The following is a 20,270-nucleotide window of genomic DNA, read 5'->3' as shown; positions in this document are numbered from 1 at the left end:
AGCCGGTACTCCTGAGCTACCTGCTGCGCACACGCACCCTCGTCGATCACCTTGCCCACCACTTCGAGCTTGAACTCGAACGAGTACTGCGTTTTGGTCGGTTTTGCCACCAGTACCTTCCTGCCATGCAGGACCCAACGGCGATATATTTCGCGAACCGGCCCCCGGCTCACTCCCAGATACCTCGCCGTGGCGCCATAGCCCCGACCCTGCTCGAACAACGCTACCGCCGCACCACGTTGAGCCTCACTCAACGAACTAGAAGGATGCAAAAAAGTACTCCCCAGAAGAAGAAACTGAATTTCTCAGTCCAACTTCCGGGGAGCACTTCAGAAAAGGGGCAGTTTTGCGTCTGCTCGTGAGGGTTAGGCGGCGTCCTTGCCTGCGGTGTCGCTGCCGGCGCCGCTGTCTTTGGCGGACGTCGCGGACGTCGCGGACGTCGCGGACGTCGCGGACGTCGCGGACGTTCCGGTCTGGCCGGTCTGGCCGGTGGCCTTCTTGACCGCATCGCCGAGCTTCTTGATCGACGACGACACCTGGTCGTGCGCTTCCTTGGCGGCGGTGCGCACCTGCTCGCCGGCACGGCTGAGCGACTTCGTGACACCCGGTAGCGCCTTGTTGCCGTCCGACAGGTCAGTCGCAGTGCGCGGCTTGACGATGCCATCGGCCGCGGCCTTGAGCTTCGACTTCGTCCCCGCGAGGGATGCGGAATCGGCCGGTTTCGTTGTGTCCGAGACAGTCTCCGTCTCCGGGGCGGACTGAACTGCCTTCGCGACGCTGTCGGTCGTGGTGTTCACCGAGTTCTTGACGTTCTCGGTGCCAGTGGTCACCTTCTCCTGGAGATCGCTCGTATCCTTTTGGACCGTGTCGCTGACGCGCTCGATGATCTGCGCGTTGATCGCACGGCTGAATTTGGTGACCGAGAAGGATGCGTCTGCGACGCTGTGGTTGATCGCGGTCGCGATCGTCTTCAGATCACCGGTCTGGAATGCCGCTTTGACCTGATCGGCGGCGGCGGTCAGCTGCCTGCTCAGCGTCCGCAGCTGCATGTTCACTTCGTGCTCGAAGGTGGGTTCGGGGCTGAACTTCTTGCCGTTCCAGTCCGTCAGGATCCAGCCGTCCTCGGGATTGCCCTCGACGACAACGTAATCGGTGTTGCCGAGCGCGTAATGGCTGAGTAGGTCGATCTTGTCCGTCACGGTGAGATTCGACGCGTTCATCATTGTCCAGACCATGATGGTGCCGCCGTGGGAGAACACCGCGACATTGCGATCGCCTTTGTCGTACATCTGCTGGATCGCACCATCGACCCGGGCGTCAAGGCCGTCTCCGGTGAGCGTGGTTCCGGGCATCGCCACGCCGCGTTGGCCCGCAATCGCCCACGCGCCGATGATCTTCCCGTATCCGGCGGCCGCCTCACTCTCGGGCGTGCCCTCGTAGATGCCTGCTTCGATCTCCTGCAGGCCGGGCAGCACCTGGATCGGCAGGCCCAGGTAGGCCGACATCGGCGCGGCGGTCTGCTGCGTGCGCACCATCTGCGAGGCATAGATCGCGTCATAGTTGTTGTCGCCCAGCAGGTCAGCTACGGCCTGGGCCTCCTGACGGCCCTTTTCGGTCAGCACCGGCCCGGGGGTCTTGGTGTCGATCAGCCCGGAGGCGTTGCCCTCCGATTCGCCATGCCGGATGAACGTGATGCGCATGTTCTCGGCGGCATGGGCGACGGGCATCGCCAGGAAGAACGCGAGGAATGCCAAGGCGACACCCCCTAGAATGCTTCTATATCGGGACGCCGGCGCGTCACCTTTGCGGCGGTTCATGTGTTTCCTCCATTGCGGCTGTACGGATTTCACGTGACCTGCCGGTGACAGTGCGTTGGCCGGCCAACTGCATTGTCTGCCCAGTTGGGATTAAGTCCAGGCGTTATCCCGTTGTGCGGGAAACTATTTCACGAAACATGAGGTCGTTTGCCGGACCGCCGAGGGCACGGCTCGGTCCCCCTCCTCGACGTGAGGAGGGGGACCGGCCCAGTTGGTATTCCTTTGCGCTGCAGCCTATTTCATGCCGCGTCTTTGGCCTTCGGCTTGGCCTTGTTGTCATCGGACTTGTCGGCCTTGGTGGCACCGGTCAGCTTCTTGACGGTGTCACGGGCCTGTGTGACCGAGGACTCGATCCCGCTACGCACCTCGTCTGCGGCCTGATTGGCCCGATCGCGCACCGCGGAGGCAGCGTTACCCGGCTCGACCTTGTTGCCATTGGTCAGCCGCGTCGCGCCGTTGGTGACGCGGGTGGCGGTGGCCTTGGGCTGCACCGGCTCGGTTGCCTTTTCGACGGCTTCGGTGGCGCCTTCGGCAGCGCTGTCGCCCGCGGCCGTGGTGCCGAAGGCGCCACCGTTGTCCGCGGTGGCGTTGAGGGTGCTGACCTTCGACACCGGCGATTCCGGCTGCTTCCCCAACGAGCCGGGGATTCCGGTGATCGCGTTGACGGTGTCGGTGATCGAGTCCTTGACGAACTTCACGCCGGCGTTGGCGACGTTCTGCACGCCCTGCGCACCGGTGGTGACGATGCCCTCGGCGTCGAGCGAAAGGACCGGGAGCCGCATGTCGTAGGCCGCTTTCTGCGGCGCCACGATCAGATCGCGCACGTTGACGAACATCTGGGTCGGGTAGTTGGCCGGACCGACCTCTTCACCAGCCCAGCTCTTCAGGGTCCAACTGCCGTCGTCGTTTTTCTCGACGACGACCGTGTCGGTGTTGTTCAACGGATGCTGCACGATCAACAACAGGTTGGGGTTGTCGACGTTCATCATCGTCCACATCATGATGGTCGCGCCGTGTGAGAACACCGCGGCGTCGATCTCGCCGTCGCCGTTGGTGTCCTCGGTGTCCGACTCGACCTGGGAGAGGGCATTGGTCACGCGCTCGTTGAACTCCAGGCCGTTCTCTCCGCCGGGGATCGGGACGAACTGCAGGCCCAGCGTCCAGGCCAGCGGCGCAAGGATGTAGCCGATGCGGCCGATGCCCTCGCCCTCGGGCAGGCCCTCGAAGATGCCTGCACTGATTTCCTGCACACCGGAGTTTTGCTGCGGGTGATCCGGGTCGTAGGCACCAAGGACGGTGACCGGCAACCCACGCTTGAGGGCGAACGGTGCCGCAGTCTCCTGGGTGCGGATCATGGTCGAGGCGTAGAGCGCGTCGAACTTGGTGCACTCGGCAGTGGGGCACTGGGCATTGGCCCAGTCGACTGCCTGCTGCTCGCCGGTCGGACCATCATTCTGGTTGACCTGGTCATTGGTCAGGTGCGGCCCGGGAGTGCTCGTGTCGATGTAGCCGGAGGCGTTGGCCTGCGATTCGGAATGCCGGATGAAGGTGACCGTCATGGCGGCGGCGGGCAGGGTCGCGGCCGCGAAGAGGGAACACGCTGTCAGGGTGGTCGCGGCGGCACCGGCAGCCCGGCGGCGGTTGGGTCGTTGCATACGTTCTCCATCGGTTCACGAAAATGTGGGCTGCCGCTCACTTGCCGTTCACTGTGCGCGGGCTCACAGAACATAATCAAAATTCTGTTCACTCGTCAATTCTGCTACCAAGAGTTGCGTAATTGGCCAGCTACAGGACACCTCGCAACCCAAAAGCGCCCCCGACCTCGAGGTCGGGGGCGCTTTTGGGAGACGTCCGGTCAGGCCGGGTCGCAGATCACGATCGGGATCTTGCGGTCTGTGTAGGACCGGTAGTTCACGAAGTCGGCGTACATGGCGTCCAGCTTGGGCCAGTACTCGTCGCGCTCGGCGTCGGTGGCATCGCGCGCGGTGAGTTCCAAGGTCTCGTGCTTGGTCTGGAACTTCACCCGGGGATTGGCCACCAGGTTCAGGTACCACATCGGATTGGTGGCCCGGCCGCCCTGCGAGGCGACCAGCACGATGCGTTTGCCTTCCTGGAGGTACAGGAGCGGGCTGTCCCGCTCCTCGCCCGACTTGCGCCCGGTCGTCGTCAGGATGCCCACTTCGGCGCCGCGCAGGAACTTGTCGCCGAAGCGCCCGCCCGTCTTCTTGAAGATCCAGGTCTGGGCGCGCGACATCCACTTGATCGCGGTGCCGGTCGATTTCGCGTTGAGCCGTTCGACCTGTTTGGGGCTGAGCGGACGAGGGGTGTTGGCCATGCGGGGGACCTTAGCGGCTGATGAACGGGGTCAGGGAGGCGCGGATGTGATGGATCTGTCCATCCGATGCCGGAATCAGGAACGTCTCGTCGACGTGTGAGCACACCCGCCGCCCGAACAGACGCGGCTTGGTCAGTACATCGAATCGAGCCCGGATCTGATCGCCGTCGACGGTGAACTCCGGCGTCGTCGTCTTCTCGATCAACTTGAACTGCGGACCGTTGTTCAGGCTGCGGCGCAGGTGATCTCCGGAGCGGCCGGTCTTCAGACCCATCTCGATGCGGATGCAATCCGGTGAGAACGGGACCGCATCCGCCTGATGGCTCACCAGCGCATCGATGTACGCCTGTGCGGCGGCGATGCGGTCGGCATCTGAAACAGGCCCAGCAGACGACTCGGAAGGGGTCACTAGATCCGCTCGATGATCGTGCCGGTGGACAGCGCCCCGCCGGCGCACATGGTGATCAGCGCCGTGCTCTTGTCCGTGCGCTCCAATTCGTGCAGAGCGGTGGTGATCAGGCGCGCACCGGTCGATCCGACCGGGTGGCCCAGCGCGATGGCACCGCCGTTGACATTGACCTTGTCCATGTCGGCCCCGTGCACCCGGGCCCAGGACAGCACCACCGAGGCGAACGCCTCGTTGATCTCGACGAGGTCGATGTCGCCGATTTTCATGCCGGCTTTTTCGAGGACCTTCGCGGTGGACTGCACGGGACCGTCGAGGTGGTAGTAGGTCTCGGCGCCGACGTTGGCCTGGCTGATGATGCGGGCGCGGGGTTTGAGGCCGAGCGCCTTCGCCTTGTCCTCGTCCATCCACAGCACCGCGGCGGCACCGTCGGAAATCTGCGACGACGTTCCGGCGGTGTGGATACCGCCTTCCATGACCGGCTTCAGCGCCGCCAGACCCTCAAGGGTGGTATCGCGGAGCCCCTGGTCGCGGCTGACCGTGTTCCATTCGTCGGTCGGCTGCTTGTTCTCGTCGATGACCGGTGCATCGATCGGGGAGATCTCGCGGTCGAAACGGCCCTCGGCCCACGCCTGCTTGGCCTTTGCCTGAGAGGCGAACCCCAGTGCGTCGATGTCGGCGCGGGTGATGCCACGGCGCTTGGCGATGCGCTCGGCGGCTTCGAACTGGTTCGGCAGGTCGATGTCCCACGACGCGGCACGGGCGCCGCCGCCGTTGGCGCCCAGGCCGACCCGGCTCATCGCCTCGATCCCGCAGGCGATGCCGATGTCGATGGCCCCGGTCGCGATGAGGCCGGCGACCAGGTGGTTGGCCTGCTGCGCGCTGCCGCACTGGCAGTCGACGCTGGTGGCGCCGACGTGCTCGGGCAACCCGGCGATCAGCCAGGACTGCCGGGTGACGTTGTTGGCCTGCTCGCCGTACTGGGTGACGCAACCGCCGATCACCTGCTCGACGCTGCCGGGGTCGATTCCGGCCTTCTCGATGAGGGCCTTCTGGACGGCTCCGAGCAGCTCGGTGGCATGCAGGCCGGACAACCAGCCGTTGCGCTTGCCGATGGGGCTGCGGGTGGCTTCGACGATGACAGGGTTACCCATGGAGTCAGGCTAGAACACGTTTCATTACTCTGACAAGCGGCGATGCACCACTACCTTTGATCTGCGGTCAAGCCGTGTTTCAATGGTCTCAATTGGTACTAGACCACGTTGTTTCAAGCATTGCTGGCTACGCGCACGGCTTGCTACAGACACTAGGAGTTAGACACATGGGCTGCCCCAACATTCCCAAGGAATTCGACTTCCTCGATTCCGAGCTGAACCTCAAGGGCCTGCCGGTCGAGGAACTCGCCGAGCTGCGTAAGGCCGAGCCGGTTCACTGGGTCGACGTCCCCGGAGGCACCGGAGGCTTCGGTGACAAGGGCTACTGGCTGGTGACCCGGCACGAGGACGTCAAGGACGTCTCGCTGCGCAGCGAGGTGTTCTCCAGCGCGATGAACGGCGCGATTCCGGTCTGGCCGCAGGAGATGACCCGCGAAGCGGTCGACCTGCAGCGCGCTGTCCTGCTGAACATGGACGCCCCGCACCACACCCGGCTCCGCAAGATCATCTCCCGTGGCTTCACCCCGCGTGCGCTCGCGCGGCTCGAGGACGAGCTGAACTCCCGGGCCCAGCAGATCGCCAAGAATGCCGCCGCCTCGAACACCGGTGACTTCGTCGAGCAGGTGTCCTGCGAGCTGCCGCTGCAGGCCATTGCCGAACTGCTCGGTGTGCCCCAGGACGACCGCGACAAGCTGTTCCGCTGGTCCAACGAGATGACCGCGGGCGACGATCCCGAATACGCCGACGTCGACCCGGCCATGTCCTCGTTCGAGGTCATCACCTACGCCATGAAGATGGCCGAGGAGCGGGGCAAGAACCCGACCGACGACATCGTCACCAAGCTGATCCAGGCCGACATCGACGGCGAGAAGCTCAGCGACGACGAGTTCGGCTTCTTCGTCATCATGCTGGCCGTCGCCGGCAATGAGACCAGTCGTAACTCCATCACCCACGGCATGATCGCGTTCTCCCAGAACCCCGATCAGTGGGAGCTTTTCAAGCGGGAGCGGCCGAAGACCGCTGTCGACGAGATCATCCGTTGGGCCACACCGGTTTCGGCCTTCCAACGCACCGCCAGCGAGGACACCGAGATCTCGGGCGTCAAGATCAAGGCCGGCGAGCGCGTGGTGATGTCCTACCGTTCGGCCAACTTCGACGATGCGGTGTTCGAAGACCCCTTCACCTTCAACATCCTTCGCGACCCCAACCCGCACGTCGGATTCGGCGGCACCGGGGCGCACTACTGCATCGGCGCCAACCTGGCCCGCCTGACCATCAACCTGATCTTCAACGCGGTCGCCGATCACATGCCCGACCTCAAGCCGATCGGCGATCCCGAGCGGCTGAAGTCCGGATGGCTCAACGGCATCAAGCACTGGCCGGTTGATTACACCGGCAAGTGCCCGGTCAACCACTGATCGCCTGAGCCCAACGAGCGCACTGATCGCCTGACGAATCAAGGAGGATTCGGGTGGATTTCACACCGAACCCAGAACAGCAGGCTGTCGCCGACGTGGTGACCTCTGTTCTGGAACGCGACAACACCTGGGATGCACTGGTTTCCGGTGGCGTCGCGGCGCTGGGAGTGCCGGACCGACTCGGCGGTGACGGGTTGGGTCTGCCCGAACTGTCGACCGCGCTGACCGAGATCGGTCGGCACGGCACCACCGGCCCCGCGCTGGCCACCGTTGGCCTCGGTCTGGTATCGCTGCTCGACCTGGCCACCGAGTCGCAGCAGGACCGGTATCTGTCCGGTGTCGCAGGCGGTGCGGTGCTCTCGGCGGCGCTCAACGAACCCGGGCAGTCGCTGCCGGAACGTCCCGCGACCAACTTCGCGGAAGGCAAGCTCAACGGCACCAAAATCGGTGTGCCCTATGCCGAGACGGCGAAGTGGCTGGTGGTCACCACCGACAACGCCGTGGTGGTGGTCTCGCCCGCGGCCGACGGTGTGACGATCACCAAAACCCCGACCTCCAACGGTTCCGACGAATACGCCGTCACGTTCGCCGATGTCGCGGTCGACGCCGCCGATGTCCTCGACGGCGCGAGTGCGCACCGGGTCAACCAGCTGGCACTGGCCGTCACAGGCGCGTTCGCAGCCGGACTGGTGGCCGGCGCGCTGCGGTTGACCGCCGACTACGTGGCGACGCGTGAGCAGTTCGGCCGGCCGCTCTCGACGTTCCAGACTGTGGCCGCACAGCTGTCCGAGGTCTACATCGCCTCGCGGACAATCTCTTTGCTGTCCACCTCGGCTCTGTGGCGGCTGTCCGAGGGCCTCGACGCCGACGAAGATCTGGACATCCTGGGCTACTGGCTCACCTCGCAGGCGGCCCCGGCCATGCGGTTGTGCCATCATCTGCACGGCGGTATGGGTATGGACATCACCTACCCGATGGACCGCTACTACTCCTCGATCAAGGATCTGACCCGGCTGCTGGGCGGTCCGTCGCATCGCCTCGATTTGGTGGGAGCGTAATGTTCATCGACCTGACACCCGAGCAGCGGGCACTGCAAACCGAACTGCGGGAATACTTCTCGACCCTCATCACGCCCGAAGAGGCCGCGGCGATGGAGTCCGACCGGCACAACGAGGCCTACCGCACGGTGATCAAGCGGATGGGCAGCGACGGCAAACTCGGCGTCGGCTGGCCCAAGGAGTACGGCGGCCTGGGCTTCGGCCCCGTCGAGCAGCAGATCTTCATCAACGAGGCCAACCGCGCCGACATCCCGCTGCCGATGGTCACGCTGCAGACGGTCGGCCCGACCCTGCAGGCGCTGGGCACCGAGGAACAGAAGAAGAAGTTCCTGCCCGGAATTCTCGCAGGTGAAGTGCATTTCGCGATCGGCTATTCCGAGCCCGACGCCGGCACCGACCTCGCGTCGTTGCGGACCACCGCCGTGCGGCACGGTGACGAGTACATCGTCAATGGGCAGAAGATGTGGACCACGGGCGCACACGACGCCGACTACATCTGGCTGGCCTGCCGTACCGACCCGACCGCGGCCAAGCACAAGGGCATCTCGATCCTGATCGTCGACACCAAGGATCCCGGCTACTCCTGGACGCCGATCATCCTGTCCGACGGTGCGCATCACACCAACGCGTCGTACTACAACGACGTGCACGTCCCCGCCGACATGCTCGTGGGCGAGGAGAACGGCGGCTGGAAGCTCATCACCACCCAGCTCAACCACGAGCGGGTCGGTCTGGGCCCGGCCGGCCGCATCGCCGGCATCTACGACCAGGTGCACGCCTGGGCGTCCAAGCCGGGTTCGGACGGTGTCACCCCGATCGAGCATGACGACGTGAAACGCCTTCTGGGGCAGATCAAGTCGATCTGGCGGATCAACGAGCTGCTCAACTGGCAGGTCGCCGCGTCCGGCGAGACCATCGCCGTGGCCGACGCCGCCGCCACCAAGGTGTTCTCCACCGAACGCATCCAGGAAGTCGGTCGGTTGGCCGAGGAGATCGTCGGCAAGTACGGCAACCCGGCCGATCCCGAGACCGGCGAGCTGCTGATCTGGCTGGACAAGATGGCCAAACGCAACCTGGTGATCACCTTCGGTGGTGGCGTCAACGAAGTCATGCGCGAGATGATCGCGGCGTCCGGTCTGAAGGTGCCGCGGGTTCCGCGGTGACTGTCGGTGTCGCCGAGTGTGAGCTCGATGGCGAAGAATTGACCGAATCTCGCGAACAACTTCACTTTCGACGAGGAGGGTGCAGGTGAGCGATCTGCAGGCAGGCATCGACCAGATCATCGCGTCCGGCACGAGCAAGCCGACTGTGGCTCGGGATCCGGTGAATCAGCCCATGATTCACCACTGGGTCGACGCGATCGGAGACAAGAATCCGATCTATGTCGACGAGGCCGCAGCCCGGGCCGCAGGGCATCCCGGCATCGTGGCACCGCCGGCGATGATCCAGGTCTGGACCATGATGGGCCTGGGTCGCACCCGCTCCGACGATGATCCGCTGGGTCGTGCGATGAAGTTGTTCGACGACGCCGGGTATGTCGGCGTCGTGGCCACCAACTGCGACCAGACGTATCACCGGTACCTCCAACCCGGCGAGCAGGTGGCGATGAGCGCCGAGATCGTGGGCATCGTCGGCCCCAAGCAGACCGCGTTGGGCGAGGGCTATTTCATCAATCAGAAGATCCGCTGGCATGTCGGTGACGAGGAAGTGGCCGACATGGACTGGCGGATCATGAAATTTCTGCCGGCCGGAAAGCAGACCGGGGAGGACTCAGCCGAAACGGCGGTCATCCCTGAGGATCTCGATCCTGACAAACTGATGCGGCCATCCTCGTCGCGGGACACCAAGTTTTTCTGGGACGGCGTCAACGCCCACGAGTTGAGGATCCAGCGTCGCCCGGACGGAACCCTGCAGCACCCGCCGGTGCCTGCCGTGTGGAAGGACTACAAGGACCCGGTGACGGAGTCCGACTACGTCGTCGCCTCCGGCAAGGGCACGGTGTTCAGCTACGTCGTGCACCATGCGCCCAAGGTGCCCGGACGCAGCCTGCCGTTCGTCATCGCGCTGGTCGAACTCGAGGAGGGCGTGCGGATGCTGGGTGAACTGCGGGGTATCGCCGCCGATCAGGTGAAGATCGGAATGCCGGTCACCGCAACCTTTATCGACTTCCCGGACAGTGAGATCAGCCCGGCCTGGACGTTGTACGCATGGGAGCCGCAAGCATGAGCCTGACTATCTCCGACGTTCAAGTGGGCACTCCACTCCCCGAACTCAAGATCTACGGCGACCCGACGTTCATCGTCTCCACCGCCATCGCGACGCGCGACTACCAGGATGTGCACCACGACCGGGACAAGGCGCAGGCCAAGGGTTCCAAGGACATCTTCGTCAACATCCTCACCGACACCGGTCTGGTCGGTCGGTACGTGACCGACTGGGCTGGACCCAACGCCATCGTCAAGTCGATCAAGCTGCGACTCGGGGTGCCGTGGTACGCCTACGACACGATCACCTTCACCGGTGAGGTCACCGAGATCGAGGGCGACCTGGTGACCCTGAAAGTGGTGGGCAGCAACAGCCTTGGCAACCATGTCATCGCCACGTCCACCCTCGTTCTGGGAGGCGCACAGTGAGCCTGTCCGGTAAAGCCGCCATCGCCGGTATCGGCGCCACCGACTTCTCCAAGAACTCCGGTCGCAGTGAGCTGCGGCTGGCCGCCGAGGCGGTGCTCGACGCGCTCGACGACGCCGGTCTCGAGCCCTCTGATGTCGACGGCCTGGTGACCTTCACGATGGACTCCAACCTGGAGACCGCCGTGGCCCGGTCCACGGGGATCGGCGATCTGAAGTTCTTCAGTCAGATCGGTTACGGCGGCGGTGCCGCGGCAGCGACCGTCCAGCAGGCTGCCCTCGCGGTCGCCACCGGTGTCGCGGAATGTGCGGTGGCCTACAGAGCTTTTAATGAGCGCTCGGAGTTCCGGTTCGGGCAGGTGATGACCGGCCTGACCGTCAACGCGGACTCGCGCGGTGTCGAATACAGCTGGTCCTACCCGCACGGTCTGAGCACCCCGGCCGCCTCGGTGGCGATGATCGCCCAGCGCTACATGCACGAATATGGCGCCACCAGTGCGGATTTCGGTGCCGTGTCGGTGGCCGACCGCAAGCACGCCGCCACCAACCCGAAGGCATTCTTCTACGGCAAACCCATCACCATCGAGGATCACCAGAACTCGCGGTGGATCGCCGAGCCGCTCCGGCTGCTGGACTGCTGCCAGGAGAGCGACGGCGGTGTCGCCATCGTCGTCACCACGCCCGAGCGGGCCAAGGATCTCAAGCACCGGCCGGCGATCATCGAGGCCGCCGCTCAGGGCGCCGGCACGGATCAGTTCACCATGTACTCGTACTACCGCGACGAGCTCGGGCTGCCCGAGATGGGCCTGGTCGGCCGTCAGCTCTGGGACCAGAGCGGTCTGTCTCCCACCGACATCCAGACCGCCATCCTCTATGACCACTTCACCCCGTACACGCTGATCCAGCTCGAGGAGCTCGGATTCTGCGGTAAGGGCGAGGCCAAGGACTTCATTGCCGGTGGCGCCATCGAGATCGGCGGGCGGCTGCCGATCAACACCCATGGTGGTCAGCTCGGCGAGGCCTACATCCACGGTATGAACGGCATCGCCGAGGGCGTGCGCCAGTTGCGGGGTACTTCGGTCAACCAGGTCGAGGGCGTCGAGCATGTGCTGGTCACTGCTGGAACGGGCGTGCCGACCTCCGGATTGATCCTCGGGTAAAGGTGCGTCGCCACCCCTGATCGGCACGGTAATGTTTGCTCCGCATGTGCATCACGCGTAGAAGGGGGCCGTGGCATGGGGATGCCGCGCGACAGCAGCCCGTACGGGTCGCAGACGTTGCAAGGACCGGCTTGGCCGAATGTCGATGAGGATCAGCTGACCGCGGCTGCGGCGTCGTATACGAAGCTCGCGACCAAGATCAGCGGCAGCGTCGTTCCGCAGCAGACCAGCCAGCTCGCGAAGCTCGGCGAGGGGTGGAAGGGCGCCAGTTCGCTCGCCGCCTCAGGCGAGGCCACCACGATGATCGCCGGCCACGAGGCGAACGCCGCTCAGGCTCAAGCCATCGCCACCGCGCTGACCACCATGGCGGCGGCCGTGGTGCAGACCAAGACCGCGGTCAACGCGGCCGCCGAAGAGGTCCAGCAGGAGGTCATGGCGCTCCAGGCGGCGGCGGCGGTCACGCCCAATGTCCAACAGCTGATCGAGAGCCGCATCAAGATGGGGCTGTCGCAGAACATCGCGACGGTTTCGGCCGCGAGCAGTGAGATGGCCGGCAGCCTGGGCACCATAGCCAACCTCCCGCAGGTCGGCACGCCCCCGACCGCCCAGGCGACGGAGGCCGCCTCAAAGGGCGGCGAGCAGATGATGCAGCTGATCAGCCAGCTCCCGCAGATGCTGGGGCAGATCCCGCAGATGCTCGGTCAGATTCCCCAGCAGCTCTCCCAGCCGCTACAGCAGCTGTCCCAGCCTCTGCAGCAGTTGACATCCATGCTGGGTTCAGGTGGCAAGGGCTCCGGTGCCGGTCCGAGCCCGTTCTCGTCGTTCTCGAATCATCCGCTGGCCGGCGGAGCCGGCCCGAGCAGCGGTTCGGGCATGGTCAAGTCCGCAGGACTGCCGGGCGGACCGGGTGGCGGCAGCCCGCAGACCCCGCTGTTGTCGCGGCTCGTCGGTGGCAACACCGCGCCGGTCGCCGTCGACCCCGGGGCCAGCGGCGCGGTGATGGCCGGTATCGCGCCGGTCGCCGCGGCCAACGCGGCGGGCATGGGCGGCGGCAGCCCGATGGGCATGATGGGCCAACGCGGTGGCGAAGGCGGCGGAGGCACGACATCGGGTCTGGCAGTACCGGCCCCGCTGGAACATGAGTTGGGGGATGGCGATGACGACTATGACGACTGGTGAGCTGATTCAAGGGGGACTCCATGGGTGATCCGCTCTCAACTCCTGACGCACCGCTGAGCTGGAACGCCGCGCCGGTGGAGCTGCCCGAGATGCCGCCGATTCAAGCCGGCGAGGATGCGATGAGCATGACCATCGCCGGGATCTTGCCGACGCTGGCGGCCTCGATGACGACGAATGTCACGGCGTTGTCGGCCAAAGAAAACATGTTCAACAGCAAGCTCTCTGACGCCCAGGGCGCCTACGACAAGGCTGACCAAGGCAGTGGAGAGGGCGTCGGCCAACTCGGCCAGATGCTGGGGCAAATGGGCCAGATGGGTCAGATGGCCGGGGCGCCGGCCCAGATGGCGGGCCAGATGGGTGGACAGTTCGGCTCATTGATGGAGCCGTTGATGAAGGCCATGGAAGGCGCCAAGGGCGACGGTGCGGGGAAGGACGGTGCGCCAGGTGCCGGTCAACCTGGCCAGCCCGGCGGCCCGGGTCAGCCCGGCGGTCCGAATCCGCAACAGCAGCAAGAGGAACGCGAGGCCAAGCTCAACGAGCGGGACAAGCAGCAGGAGGATCGCGAGACAGCGCAGAACGACCGCGATGCTGCGCAGGATCGGCGTGAAGCTGGCCTGGATGCCCGTGAGACCCAGCTGACCGACCGCTCCGAGCGAGCTCCGGAGGGCGCAGGCGCTGCTACACCGAGTGAAAATCGTCCGAGTGCCGGGCCCGCTCCGGTGGCACCGCCGCAAGCACCGGTCGCTCCGCACACGCCGGCCGCTCCGGTGGCTCCGGTGGCTCCGCACCAGCCGCCGCCGCGCTACGACGATGGTGATCTGTCGCGTCGCATGTAAGCGGTGTCAGGCCTGGGGTGCAGCTCCGGGGTTGAGAATTGCCGTGGTGTCAGCGCCGCCGACCACGGCGCGGGCCAGGTCGGCCAGTCGTTGATTGGTTCGCCTGGCGTGCGAGCGCAGCAAAACGAAGGATTCGTCCATCCCGACGGACCCGCGCTCGGCGAGAACACCCTTTGCCTGTTCGATGATGGTCCGGGTGTTGAGAGCACTTTGCAGCTGCTGATTGATGATCTCGGCGCGGGTCAGGATGCGTTGGTGCAGTATCCCGACGGCAGCGACGTCTGCCAATCCTTGCCCGACTGCAAGATCGACCTCTGACAGTGGCCCGGGTTCGGTGCGGAACAGATTCACAGCGCCGATGCGCTCATCGCGCAACCGCAATGGCAACGCGAACACCGCTGCGAACCCGTACTCCGCGGCACGCTCGGCGAACGCGGGCCAACGTTGGCTCTCGTTCGGGATAGCGGGTACCAGCACCGGGTTCCGAGTGACGTAGGCCTCCAGGCACGGGCCGGCGTTCGCCTCGACTTGCAGCAATTCGAGGAGGCGGATGTGTTCGCTGCTCGAGGCGAACACATGCAGGCGTCCGTTCGCGTCACCGAGCATGATGCCGGCCGAGGACACCGGCAGCAAGGCAGTGAGGTTGTCAACCAGGCGCTGGGCGAACTCGACCACGTCATAGTCTGCGACGAGGGTGTCCGCCAGTCCGACGAATGTATTCGCGAGTTGCTCGTACCGGTCCATCAGTGTCCCCTTACCGGAATCATTTTTTCCCTCTGCGCCTGTGGTGGTCAACTTTGCTCACGGGGCCACCGATGGGTCCGGGTCTGGATCCGCTGCCGGGTCGACATCGGCGCCAGGTGTGAACCTCAGCCGGCGATGTACAACTTCATGGGCGACATCACTGAGCAATCGCCCGTGCGCGTAGGCGTAGGCCTGCAGGCGGACGTAGGCGTTTCGGGCGCTGACCCCTAGTTGCGCGACGATCATCCCGGTGGCCTGGTGAACCTCGCGACTGCCTATGGGCTGGTCCCACACCGATCCGATCGAATCGACCGGGATATCTGTTCGATCCGGACTCAGCAACGTCGCGGTCACCATCTCGGCGACCGCCAACGCGTTGGCAAAATCGATGGCGGCCAGTTCTGCCGGAGCATCGCGGTACAGATCGAGGACACCTACTTGGATCGCACCGATCTGCAGCGGTAGTGCGTACATCGCGGCGACGCCGATGTCGGCGGCCTCATTGGCGAACGTCGGCCACCGCGCGTCCGATGCGGACAGGTCCGCCACCACCACCGGGCCGCCGGATGCCATGGCGTCCACACCGGGTCCCTCGCCCAACGTGACCTGAGTCCATTCCACGCGTTCGGCGACGGCGTCGCTGGTCCGCAGGACTTCAAGTCCCACGCCCTCCACATTCACCGAGATCCCCGCCCGTGTGACCGGAAGAACCGATACGCATGTCTCGCACAGTCGCTGAGCCGGATCGTGGTCAGGCGAGGTCGTGTGGAAGGCAGCGAGAAACCTCGTTCGCACATCCAACGGCTCCGACGCATTCACGGAACGCTCCGCTCTGTCCATCGGTCAAGCCCGGACTCTCACCGTACCGGCTGAGGTGTGGTTTGCGGCCGAGCATGAACTGGAGAGGGCGCTGGATGTCAGTGTCCGAAACAGTCAGTCGAGCTAAATAGCTGTAATCGGCAATTGGTTTCGCAGAGGTTTCTAATATGGTTGCTATATAACGTTCTAGATAATATTTGTGTTGACCAAGCGCGGACGCGTCCGGTGGACCCGGCGGAGGGTAGCGGCCGGAGACTCGTGAAGTCGCCGCGATGGGTAGACCTTCAACTTCGCACATCGAACACATGGGGGCTTGTAGCGCGATAGCCAGCAGTTTCGGCACAGATAACGTGCTGTTTACCTATGCCGCCGCAGCAACTCCGGGCGGGGAAGTGGCCCGCCGGGCGGCTTGGCAATCAACGGCGCTTTCCGGAACTGGCGGGTTGGTTCGGAGCGTCATGCTGAAGATATGGCAAACAAATTAGTAGTGTGCTAGATTCGCAGTTCTGGTAACGGATGAATATCCGCTAAATTGCTGAAGCTAGTTGAATTTCTATCTTGTCGCCCGGTCCCCGCGGCAGTCGGCACAACCTGGTTCTAGAGCAAGGGGCCAAGATGGCGACCGTGGTCGCATTGATGCATGCCGAGGCCGGAGCGGTTCTTGAGCGCATATTCATGCCGGGAGCGATTCTCGCGGGCCGGTTCCGAAGGAATCCGGAGACGGCTGAACCGTCTCCGGTTTGCGATTAGACGAAGCGGTCACATGGACGAGATTTCTGCCGGCCCGACCTCGACCTCAATCTGTCCCGCGACAGCGGTGGAGCCCGGGGCGGGACTGTGGGTGAGTGCGCCCGCAGGACTCGGCCAGGAGGTGTGCGGCCAGGTGGGGGGCAACGGCCATCGGCCGGCGCATCCGCGGGGATCCGCGAACGGGTCCGGTGGCGTATTCGACCGTGTGCTACCGATGACCGCTATCGGCAGGAGCGAGTCGACCTGGGGAACTGACCCTGGCGTGGGCCTGCTCCGCGGAGCGCGAGTTCTGATCATCGACGACTGCATGCTGTCCCGCGATAACCTGGCCGCTGTCCTGTCATCGCACGGGGGACGGTTGCCGGGTGTTGCCTGGGATCTGGCGTCGTTGATCGCGGCATTCGAAACAGCACTGCCGCAGGTGATCCTGCTGGACACGGAGACGCGCGACAGCGTCAATCTGCTGACGCACGCGAAGAAACTTGGTCCGCAGGTGCGGGTGGTGGTCCTCGGTGTATCGGAGGAGGACGAGTCCAAGATCGTGGCATGCGCCGAGGCGGGCGTGGCCGGATACCACATGCGCACAGAGTCGCTCGCTCAGCTTCTCGTGCTGATCCACAAAGTTTCTTCGGGTGAATCCGTATGTCCGCCGCGGGTTTCGGCAATCCTGCTTCGACGATTGTCCGCGTTGGCGTCCCAGCGGCGCCCGGCAGCGAAAGAGCTTGCCCTTACCGCCCGGGAGGCCCAGGTCTTGAGGATGCTGGAACTGGGCCTCGGGAACCGGGCGATCGCCGACGACCTCTGCATCGCGGTTCACACAGTCAAGAACCACGTGCACAACCTCTTGACCAAGCTGGGCGTCAGCACCCGCGCCCAGGCTGCCGCACTCAGTCGCACCATGCCGCGGGCGTCGGATCTCCCTGCGATCTAGGCCAGGATCTAGTCCGGGAACTAGACCGGAGATTCATCTCAAGATCGCTCGGTTGGTCTATGTACGAACAGCTTTCGGTGCCTCATAGTGATTGACAGGCCGGGTCGCTGAGAGCAGAAGCCGGGATGACTTGTCATCGACGGCGCTGCAATCCTGATCGGCGCGACGCTCACCGATCAGCCTTGTGCAGGTCGTCCACCGTCCAAAGGCATTCTGTCCGAAGTCATTCGAAGTGCATGGCGGAGGGCGACAGCGATCGAGGCTTCGTCGAGTGTGGAGGTGGCGTTCATGACGCAAATCAAGGATGCCCCAACGGACTTCGGAATTGCCACCGCCGACCTGGTCGCCAAGATGATTGCCGGAATCTCGCGAGTCGGCGAGGCGCGGCGGGTTCTGGAATCCATTGGCCCGGCAATCATCACTGCCAACCGGATCACCGTTGACGACAGGGTCGAGGCCGCCCTCGTCTTGTCGGGTGACAGCGGCTGGTGGCAGGTCTGCAACAGCGACGGCACACCGCCGGTCTGGATCGTGGGCGCGTTCTGCACGACCGTCGCGAGCTGGGCCGGCTGCGATGGCTGATGGCTTTCCTGTCTTCTACGACAAGAGCGGAAAGCGTTTGCGCCGATTCGTCATCGTCACCATCGCGATGCTGTGCGTGCCCGTCGGCGCGGGAATCTATCTCGCCCCGGCTGTGCTCGCGCCCACCCGGGTCGAACGGTCGGATGAGCACTTCGCCCGTAGCTTCCTCGCCACCGGTGACCCGTCGAGGATCCCGGTCGTCGGGGACGCTCGAGATGGCGTGATGACCCGCATGGTGACAGTGGCTCAAGAGCACGGCGGACCGGGCGCACTGCCCGGGGCGCCCACGTCGGTCGATGCCGGCAACTGGGGCTGGTGGGAGGACGGAGCGGCGGCGCCGCCGATGCCGCCGCTGAGGCTCCTTGATGCGGCAACCGGTGAATACCTGAGGGACGCCGAGGAATTCGAGCGCGACAGCATCGGCGGCCGACCGTACGCCATCGACCACTTCGGCAGGCCGCCCGACAAGACGCTCATGCTGACGTTCGACGACGGCCCCGACCCCATCTGGACGCCGCAGATTCTGGATGTCCTGGCGCGCGAGCACGTCCCGGCCACGTTCTTCGTGATCGGATCCAATGTGGTGCGTCACCCGGACATCTTCCGGCGGATGATCCGCGAGGGTCACATGGCCGGGAACCACACGATGTCACATCTGGACTTCGACCAGCAGAGCGACTTCCGCAATCAGCAGGAGTTGGTTGCCACAGACCGGATCATGCGGGCCGAGGGACACTATTCCTCGCCGGTGTTCCGGATACCGAAAGGCGACCCGGACCACAACGGCGTAGCTCAGCTGCAGTCGCAGTCGCTCGGTTATCTGCAGGTGGACATGGATGTGGATACCTTCGACTGGCGGCATCCCCCGGGTGAGGAGGTGCCGGTACCGCCCTTGGACGGCCGAGGGCACGTGGTGCTGCTGCACGACGCGGGAGGCGATCGCTCGGCGACGGTGGCGATGCTGGAGAAGTTGATCCGGCAGGCGAAGAGCCAGGGTTACACGTTCACCACCCTGGAACCCATGCTGCCGCAGCGGTACCTGCCGCTGAAGAACGTAGAGCCGGTGCTCGCCGACCGGGCGACGGCGCTGATCGCGTACACGCTCTGGGTGGCTCCGGGCCAGCTGCTCGGAGGGCTGTTCTGGTTCGGCAGCGGATCGCTGGTGAGTATGTCGGCGCTCTACCTTCTGCTGGCGTTGCTCACCGGATGGCGGCAGCGCCGCCGGCGGTGGCCGGAGCTCGAGGACGCCGACTTGCCCTTCGTGAGCGTGGTGCTGGCCGCATACAACGAGGCGGCAGTCATCGCGCGAACCTTGGCAGTGTTGCGGGACAGTGACTATCCGGCTTCGAGATACGAGGTGGTGGCGGTCAACGACGGCTCGACCGACAACACCGCCGAGATCTTGGAGGACTGCGCGCGGGCGTGGCCGCGGCTGACGGTGGTGCACCAGGAGAACAGCGGGAAGTCGTCAGCGCTGAACAACGGCATCAACCACACGACTGACCGGTCCACGGTGATCGTGATCATGGACGCGGACACCCTGTTTCGCCGGGCCACGATCCGTAACTTGGCGCGGCATTTCGTCGGCCATCACAACGTCGGCGCCGTGGCCGGTCACGTCAAGGTGGGCAACCGCCGCAACATCATCACCGCCTGGCAGAGCCTGGAGTACATCTCCGGCATATGCGTGACCCGGATGGCCGAGATGTCCATGGGTGCGATCAGCATCGCCCCCGGTGCGTGTAGCGCGTGGCGGCGCAGTGCGCTGGAGCGCATCGGCGGGTTCTGTGACGACACACTGGCCGAGGACGCCGACGCCACGCTGTCGCTGCAGAAGCTGGGTTACCCCGTGGTGAACGAGAATGAGGCGATCTGCGACACCGAGGCTCCCGAAACAATTCGCACGCTCGCCAGGCAGCGAAAGCGTTGGACGTTCGGCAATATTCAGGCGCTGTGGAAACACCGGGGAATGCTGCTGCGGCCGAAGTACGGAATGCTCGGTATGGTGACGCTGCCATACGCCGCCGTCTCACTCATTTTCCCGATCCTTTTCCTGCCGCTCACGCTCGTGGTGGCCGGCCTGAGCCTGGCGGAGGGCAATTGGCGCAGCATCGCGCTGTTCGCCGCATTCGTGGCGGTGGTACACGGCATCATTGCGACGACGGGCGTTGTGATCGCGCGGGAGAAAGCGTGGCACCTGGCGGTGGTGCCGATATACCGGCTCATCTACGAGCCGCTGCGGTTCTACCTGCTCTACGCGTCGACCTGGCGGGTCATCAAAGGGACCGTCGTGGCCTGGGACAAGCTGGAGCGTCGGAACACCGTCGTCGCAGCCGAGGATGCGGGAAGGAACGACCTTGAGGAATACCTGGATCGCCGCGTCGCTGCTGTCGTTGGGATTGGCATCGGCGCTGAGCGTGGGCTGCGGCTCCTCGACCGGCCAGCCTGAAA

Annotated in this window: 18 protein-coding genes; 11 read left to right on the top strand and 7 right to left on the bottom strand. The window is 64.7% G+C overall.

Going from position 1 to position 20,270, the window contains the following annotated elements; genetic code table 11:
- Window positions 1-365: 365 nt before the first annotated feature.
- The 5 genes from H977_RS35050 to H977_RS0127430 all read right to left on the bottom strand — a co-directional run bounded on the left by H977_RS35050 (window position 366) and on the right by H977_RS0127430 (window position 5,712).
- Window positions 366-1,754 (bottom strand): histidine phosphatase family protein, encoded by a 1,389-nt coding sequence (locus H977_RS35050; RefSeq protein ID WP_231396071.1) that lies wholly within the window; start codon window positions 1,752-1,754, stop codon window positions 366-368.
- Between the two features lie 302 nt (window positions 1,755-2,056).
- Window positions 2,057-3,472 (bottom strand): histidine phosphatase family protein, encoded by a 1,416-nt coding sequence (locus H977_RS34570; protein WP_051289159.1) that lies wholly within the window; start codon window positions 3,470-3,472, stop codon window positions 2,057-2,059.
- A 200-nt stretch (window positions 3,473-3,672) separates the two neighbouring features.
- Window positions 3,673-4,152: a nitroreductase family deazaflavin-dependent oxidoreductase gene (locus tag H977_RS0127440; RefSeq protein WP_029110864.1), complete on the bottom strand. Its 480-nt coding sequence runs from the start codon at window positions 4,150-4,152 to the stop codon at window positions 3,673-3,675.
- Window positions 4,153-4,162: 10 nt separating this feature from the next.
- Complete coding sequence (locus tag H977_RS0127435; RefSeq protein WP_029110863.1) at window positions 4,163-4,561, bottom strand: DUF8021 domain-containing protein; 399 nt, start codon at window positions 4,559-4,561, stop codon at window positions 4,163-4,165.
- Window positions 4,561-5,712 carry a steroid 3-ketoacyl-CoA thiolase gene (locus H977_RS0127430; RefSeq protein WP_029110862.1) on the bottom strand — a complete coding sequence of 384 codons (1,152 nt, stop codon included), beginning with the start codon at window positions 5,710-5,712 and terminating at the stop codon, window positions 4,561-4,563. Before H977_RS0127430 ends, H977_RS0127435 begins: the two co-directional genes overlap by 1 nt.
- A gap of 167 nt (window positions 5,713-5,879) precedes the next feature.
- Here H977_RS0127430 and H977_RS0127425 point away from each other — a divergent pair, with 167 nt between their 5' ends.
- The 8 genes from H977_RS0127425 (at window position 5,880) to H977_RS0127390 (ending at window position 13,993) form a co-directional block, all read left to right on the top strand.
- Window positions 5,880-7,130, top strand: a complete 1,251-nt coding sequence (locus tag H977_RS0127425; RefSeq protein ID WP_029110861.1) for a cytochrome P450 — start codon at window positions 5,880-5,882, stop codon at window positions 7,128-7,130.
- A 53-nt stretch (window positions 7,131-7,183) separates the two neighbouring features.
- Complete coding sequence (locus tag H977_RS0127420; RefSeq protein WP_029110860.1) at window positions 7,184-8,188, top strand: acyl-CoA dehydrogenase family protein; 1,005 nt, start codon at window positions 7,184-7,186, stop codon at window positions 8,186-8,188.
- Window positions 8,188-9,351: an acyl-CoA dehydrogenase FadE29 gene (fadE29, locus tag H977_RS0127415; protein WP_029110859.1), complete on the top strand. Its 1,164-nt coding sequence runs from the start codon at window positions 8,188-8,190 to the stop codon at window positions 9,349-9,351. The genes H977_RS0127420 and fadE29 overlap by 1 nt, the downstream gene beginning before the upstream one ends.
- A gap of 79 nt (window positions 9,352-9,430) precedes the next feature.
- Window positions 9,431-10,414, top strand: coding sequence for a bifunctional MaoC family dehydratase N-terminal/OB-fold nucleic acid binding domain-containing protein (locus H977_RS0127410; protein ID WP_155946865.1), 984 nt, complete (start codon window positions 9,431-9,433; stop codon window positions 10,412-10,414).
- Window positions 10,411-10,821 carry a MaoC family dehydratase gene (locus H977_RS0127405; RefSeq protein WP_196808337.1) on the top strand — a complete coding sequence of 137 codons (411 nt, stop codon included), beginning with the start codon at window positions 10,411-10,413 and terminating at the stop codon, window positions 10,819-10,821. Before H977_RS0127410 ends, H977_RS0127405 begins: the two co-directional genes overlap by 4 nt.
- Before the next feature lie 2 nt (window positions 10,822-10,823).
- A complete protein-coding gene (gene ltp2, locus H977_RS0127400; RefSeq protein WP_029110856.1) occupies window positions 10,824-11,978 on the top strand; it encodes a 17-hydroxy-3-oxo-4-pregnene-20-carboxyl-CoA lyase in 1,155 nt (384 codons plus the stop codon).
- A gap of 75 nt (window positions 11,979-12,053) precedes the next feature.
- A complete protein-coding gene (locus H977_RS0127395; protein ID WP_029110855.1) occupies window positions 12,054-13,157 on the top strand; it encodes a hypothetical protein in 1,104 nt (367 codons plus the stop codon).
- Window positions 13,158-13,177: 20 nt separating this feature from the next.
- On the top strand, window positions 13,178-13,993 hold the full coding sequence (locus H977_RS0127390; protein ID WP_029110854.1) for a hypothetical protein: 816 nt from the start codon (window positions 13,178-13,180) through the stop codon (window positions 13,991-13,993).
- A gap of 6 nt (window positions 13,994-13,999) precedes the next feature.
- Here the strand turns inward: H977_RS0127390 and H977_RS34055 are convergent, their stop codons facing one another.
- Both H977_RS34055 and H977_RS34050 read right to left on the bottom strand, forming a co-directional pair.
- Window positions 14,000-14,737, bottom strand: coding sequence for a GAF and ANTAR domain-containing protein (locus H977_RS34055; protein WP_036477452.1), 738 nt, complete (start codon window positions 14,735-14,737; stop codon window positions 14,000-14,002).
- 57 nt (window positions 14,738-14,794) lie between these two features.
- The gene (locus H977_RS34050) at window positions 14,795-15,403 is read right to left on the bottom strand and encodes an ANTAR domain-containing protein (RefSeq protein WP_196808336.1); all 609 of its coding nucleotides are present in this window, start codon (window positions 15,401-15,403) and stop codon (window positions 14,795-14,797) included.
- 1,210 nt (window positions 15,404-16,613) lie between these two features.
- Between H977_RS34050 and H977_RS34045 the strand changes: the two genes are divergently transcribed.
- The 3 genes from H977_RS34045 to H977_RS34040 all read left to right on the top strand — a co-directional run bounded on the left by H977_RS34045 (window position 16,614) and on the right by H977_RS34040 (window position 20,268).
- On the top strand, window positions 16,614-17,237 hold the full coding sequence (locus tag H977_RS34045) for a LuxR C-terminal-related transcriptional regulator (RefSeq protein WP_353589383.1): 624 nt from the start codon (window positions 16,614-16,616) through the stop codon (window positions 17,235-17,237).
- Between the two features lie 279 nt (window positions 17,238-17,516).
- Window positions 17,517-17,819, top strand: a complete 303-nt coding sequence (locus tag H977_RS0127370; protein ID WP_155946863.1) for a hypothetical protein — start codon at window positions 17,517-17,519, stop codon at window positions 17,817-17,819.
- A complete protein-coding gene (locus tag H977_RS34040; protein ID WP_231396070.1) occupies window positions 17,812-20,268 on the top strand; it encodes a bifunctional polysaccharide deacetylase/glycosyltransferase family 2 protein in 2,457 nt (818 codons plus the stop codon). Before H977_RS0127370 ends, H977_RS34040 begins: the two co-directional genes overlap by 8 nt.
- The last annotated feature ends 2 nt before the right edge of the window (window positions 20,269-20,270 follow it).

It is taken from the genome of Mycobacterium sp. URHD0025, from assembly GCF_000426065.1.
Taxonomy (GTDB): Bacteria; Actinomycetota; Actinomycetes; order Mycobacteriales; family Mycobacteriaceae; genus Mycobacterium.
This window is presented reverse-complemented; position numbering and strand designations above follow the sequence as displayed.

Coding starts and splice junctions, on each gene's coding strand:
- H977_RS34570 (WP_051289159.1), bottom strand. CDS start 3,472: ATGCAACGACCCAACCGCCGCCGGGCTGCCGGTGCCGCCGCGACCACC.
- H977_RS0127440 (WP_029110864.1), bottom strand. CDS start 4,152: ATGGCCAACACCCCTCGTCCGCTCAGCCCCAAACAGGTCGAACGGCTC.
- H977_RS0127430 (WP_029110862.1), bottom strand. CDS start 5,712: ATGGGTAACCCTGTCATCGTCGAAGCCACCCGCAGCCCCATCGGCAAG.
- H977_RS0127425 (WP_029110861.1), top strand. CDS start 5,880: ATGGGCTGCCCCAACATTCCCAAGGAATTCGACTTCCTCGATTCCGAG.
- fadE29 (WP_029110859.1), top strand. CDS start 8,188: ATGTTCATCGACCTGACACCCGAGCAGCGGGCACTGCAAACCGAACTG.
- H977_RS0127405 (WP_196808337.1), top strand. CDS start 10,411: ATGAGCCTGACTATCTCCGACGTTCAAGTGGGCACTCCACTCCCCGAA.
- H977_RS0127395 (WP_029110855.1), top strand. CDS start 12,054: ATGGGGATGCCGCGCGACAGCAGCCCGTACGGGTCGCAGACGTTGCAA.
- H977_RS0127390 (WP_029110854.1), top strand. CDS start 13,178: ATGGGTGATCCGCTCTCAACTCCTGACGCACCGCTGAGCTGGAACGCC.
- H977_RS34055 (WP_036477452.1), bottom strand. CDS start 14,737: ATGGACCGGTACGAGCAACTCGCGAATACATTCGTCGGACTGGCGGAC.
- H977_RS34045 (WP_353589383.1), top strand. CDS start 16,614: ATGCTGTCCCGCGATAACCTGGCCGCTGTCCTGTCATCGCACGGGGGA.
- H977_RS34040 (WP_231396070.1), top strand. CDS start 17,812: ATGGCTGATGGCTTTCCTGTCTTCTACGACAAGAGCGGAAAGCGTTTG.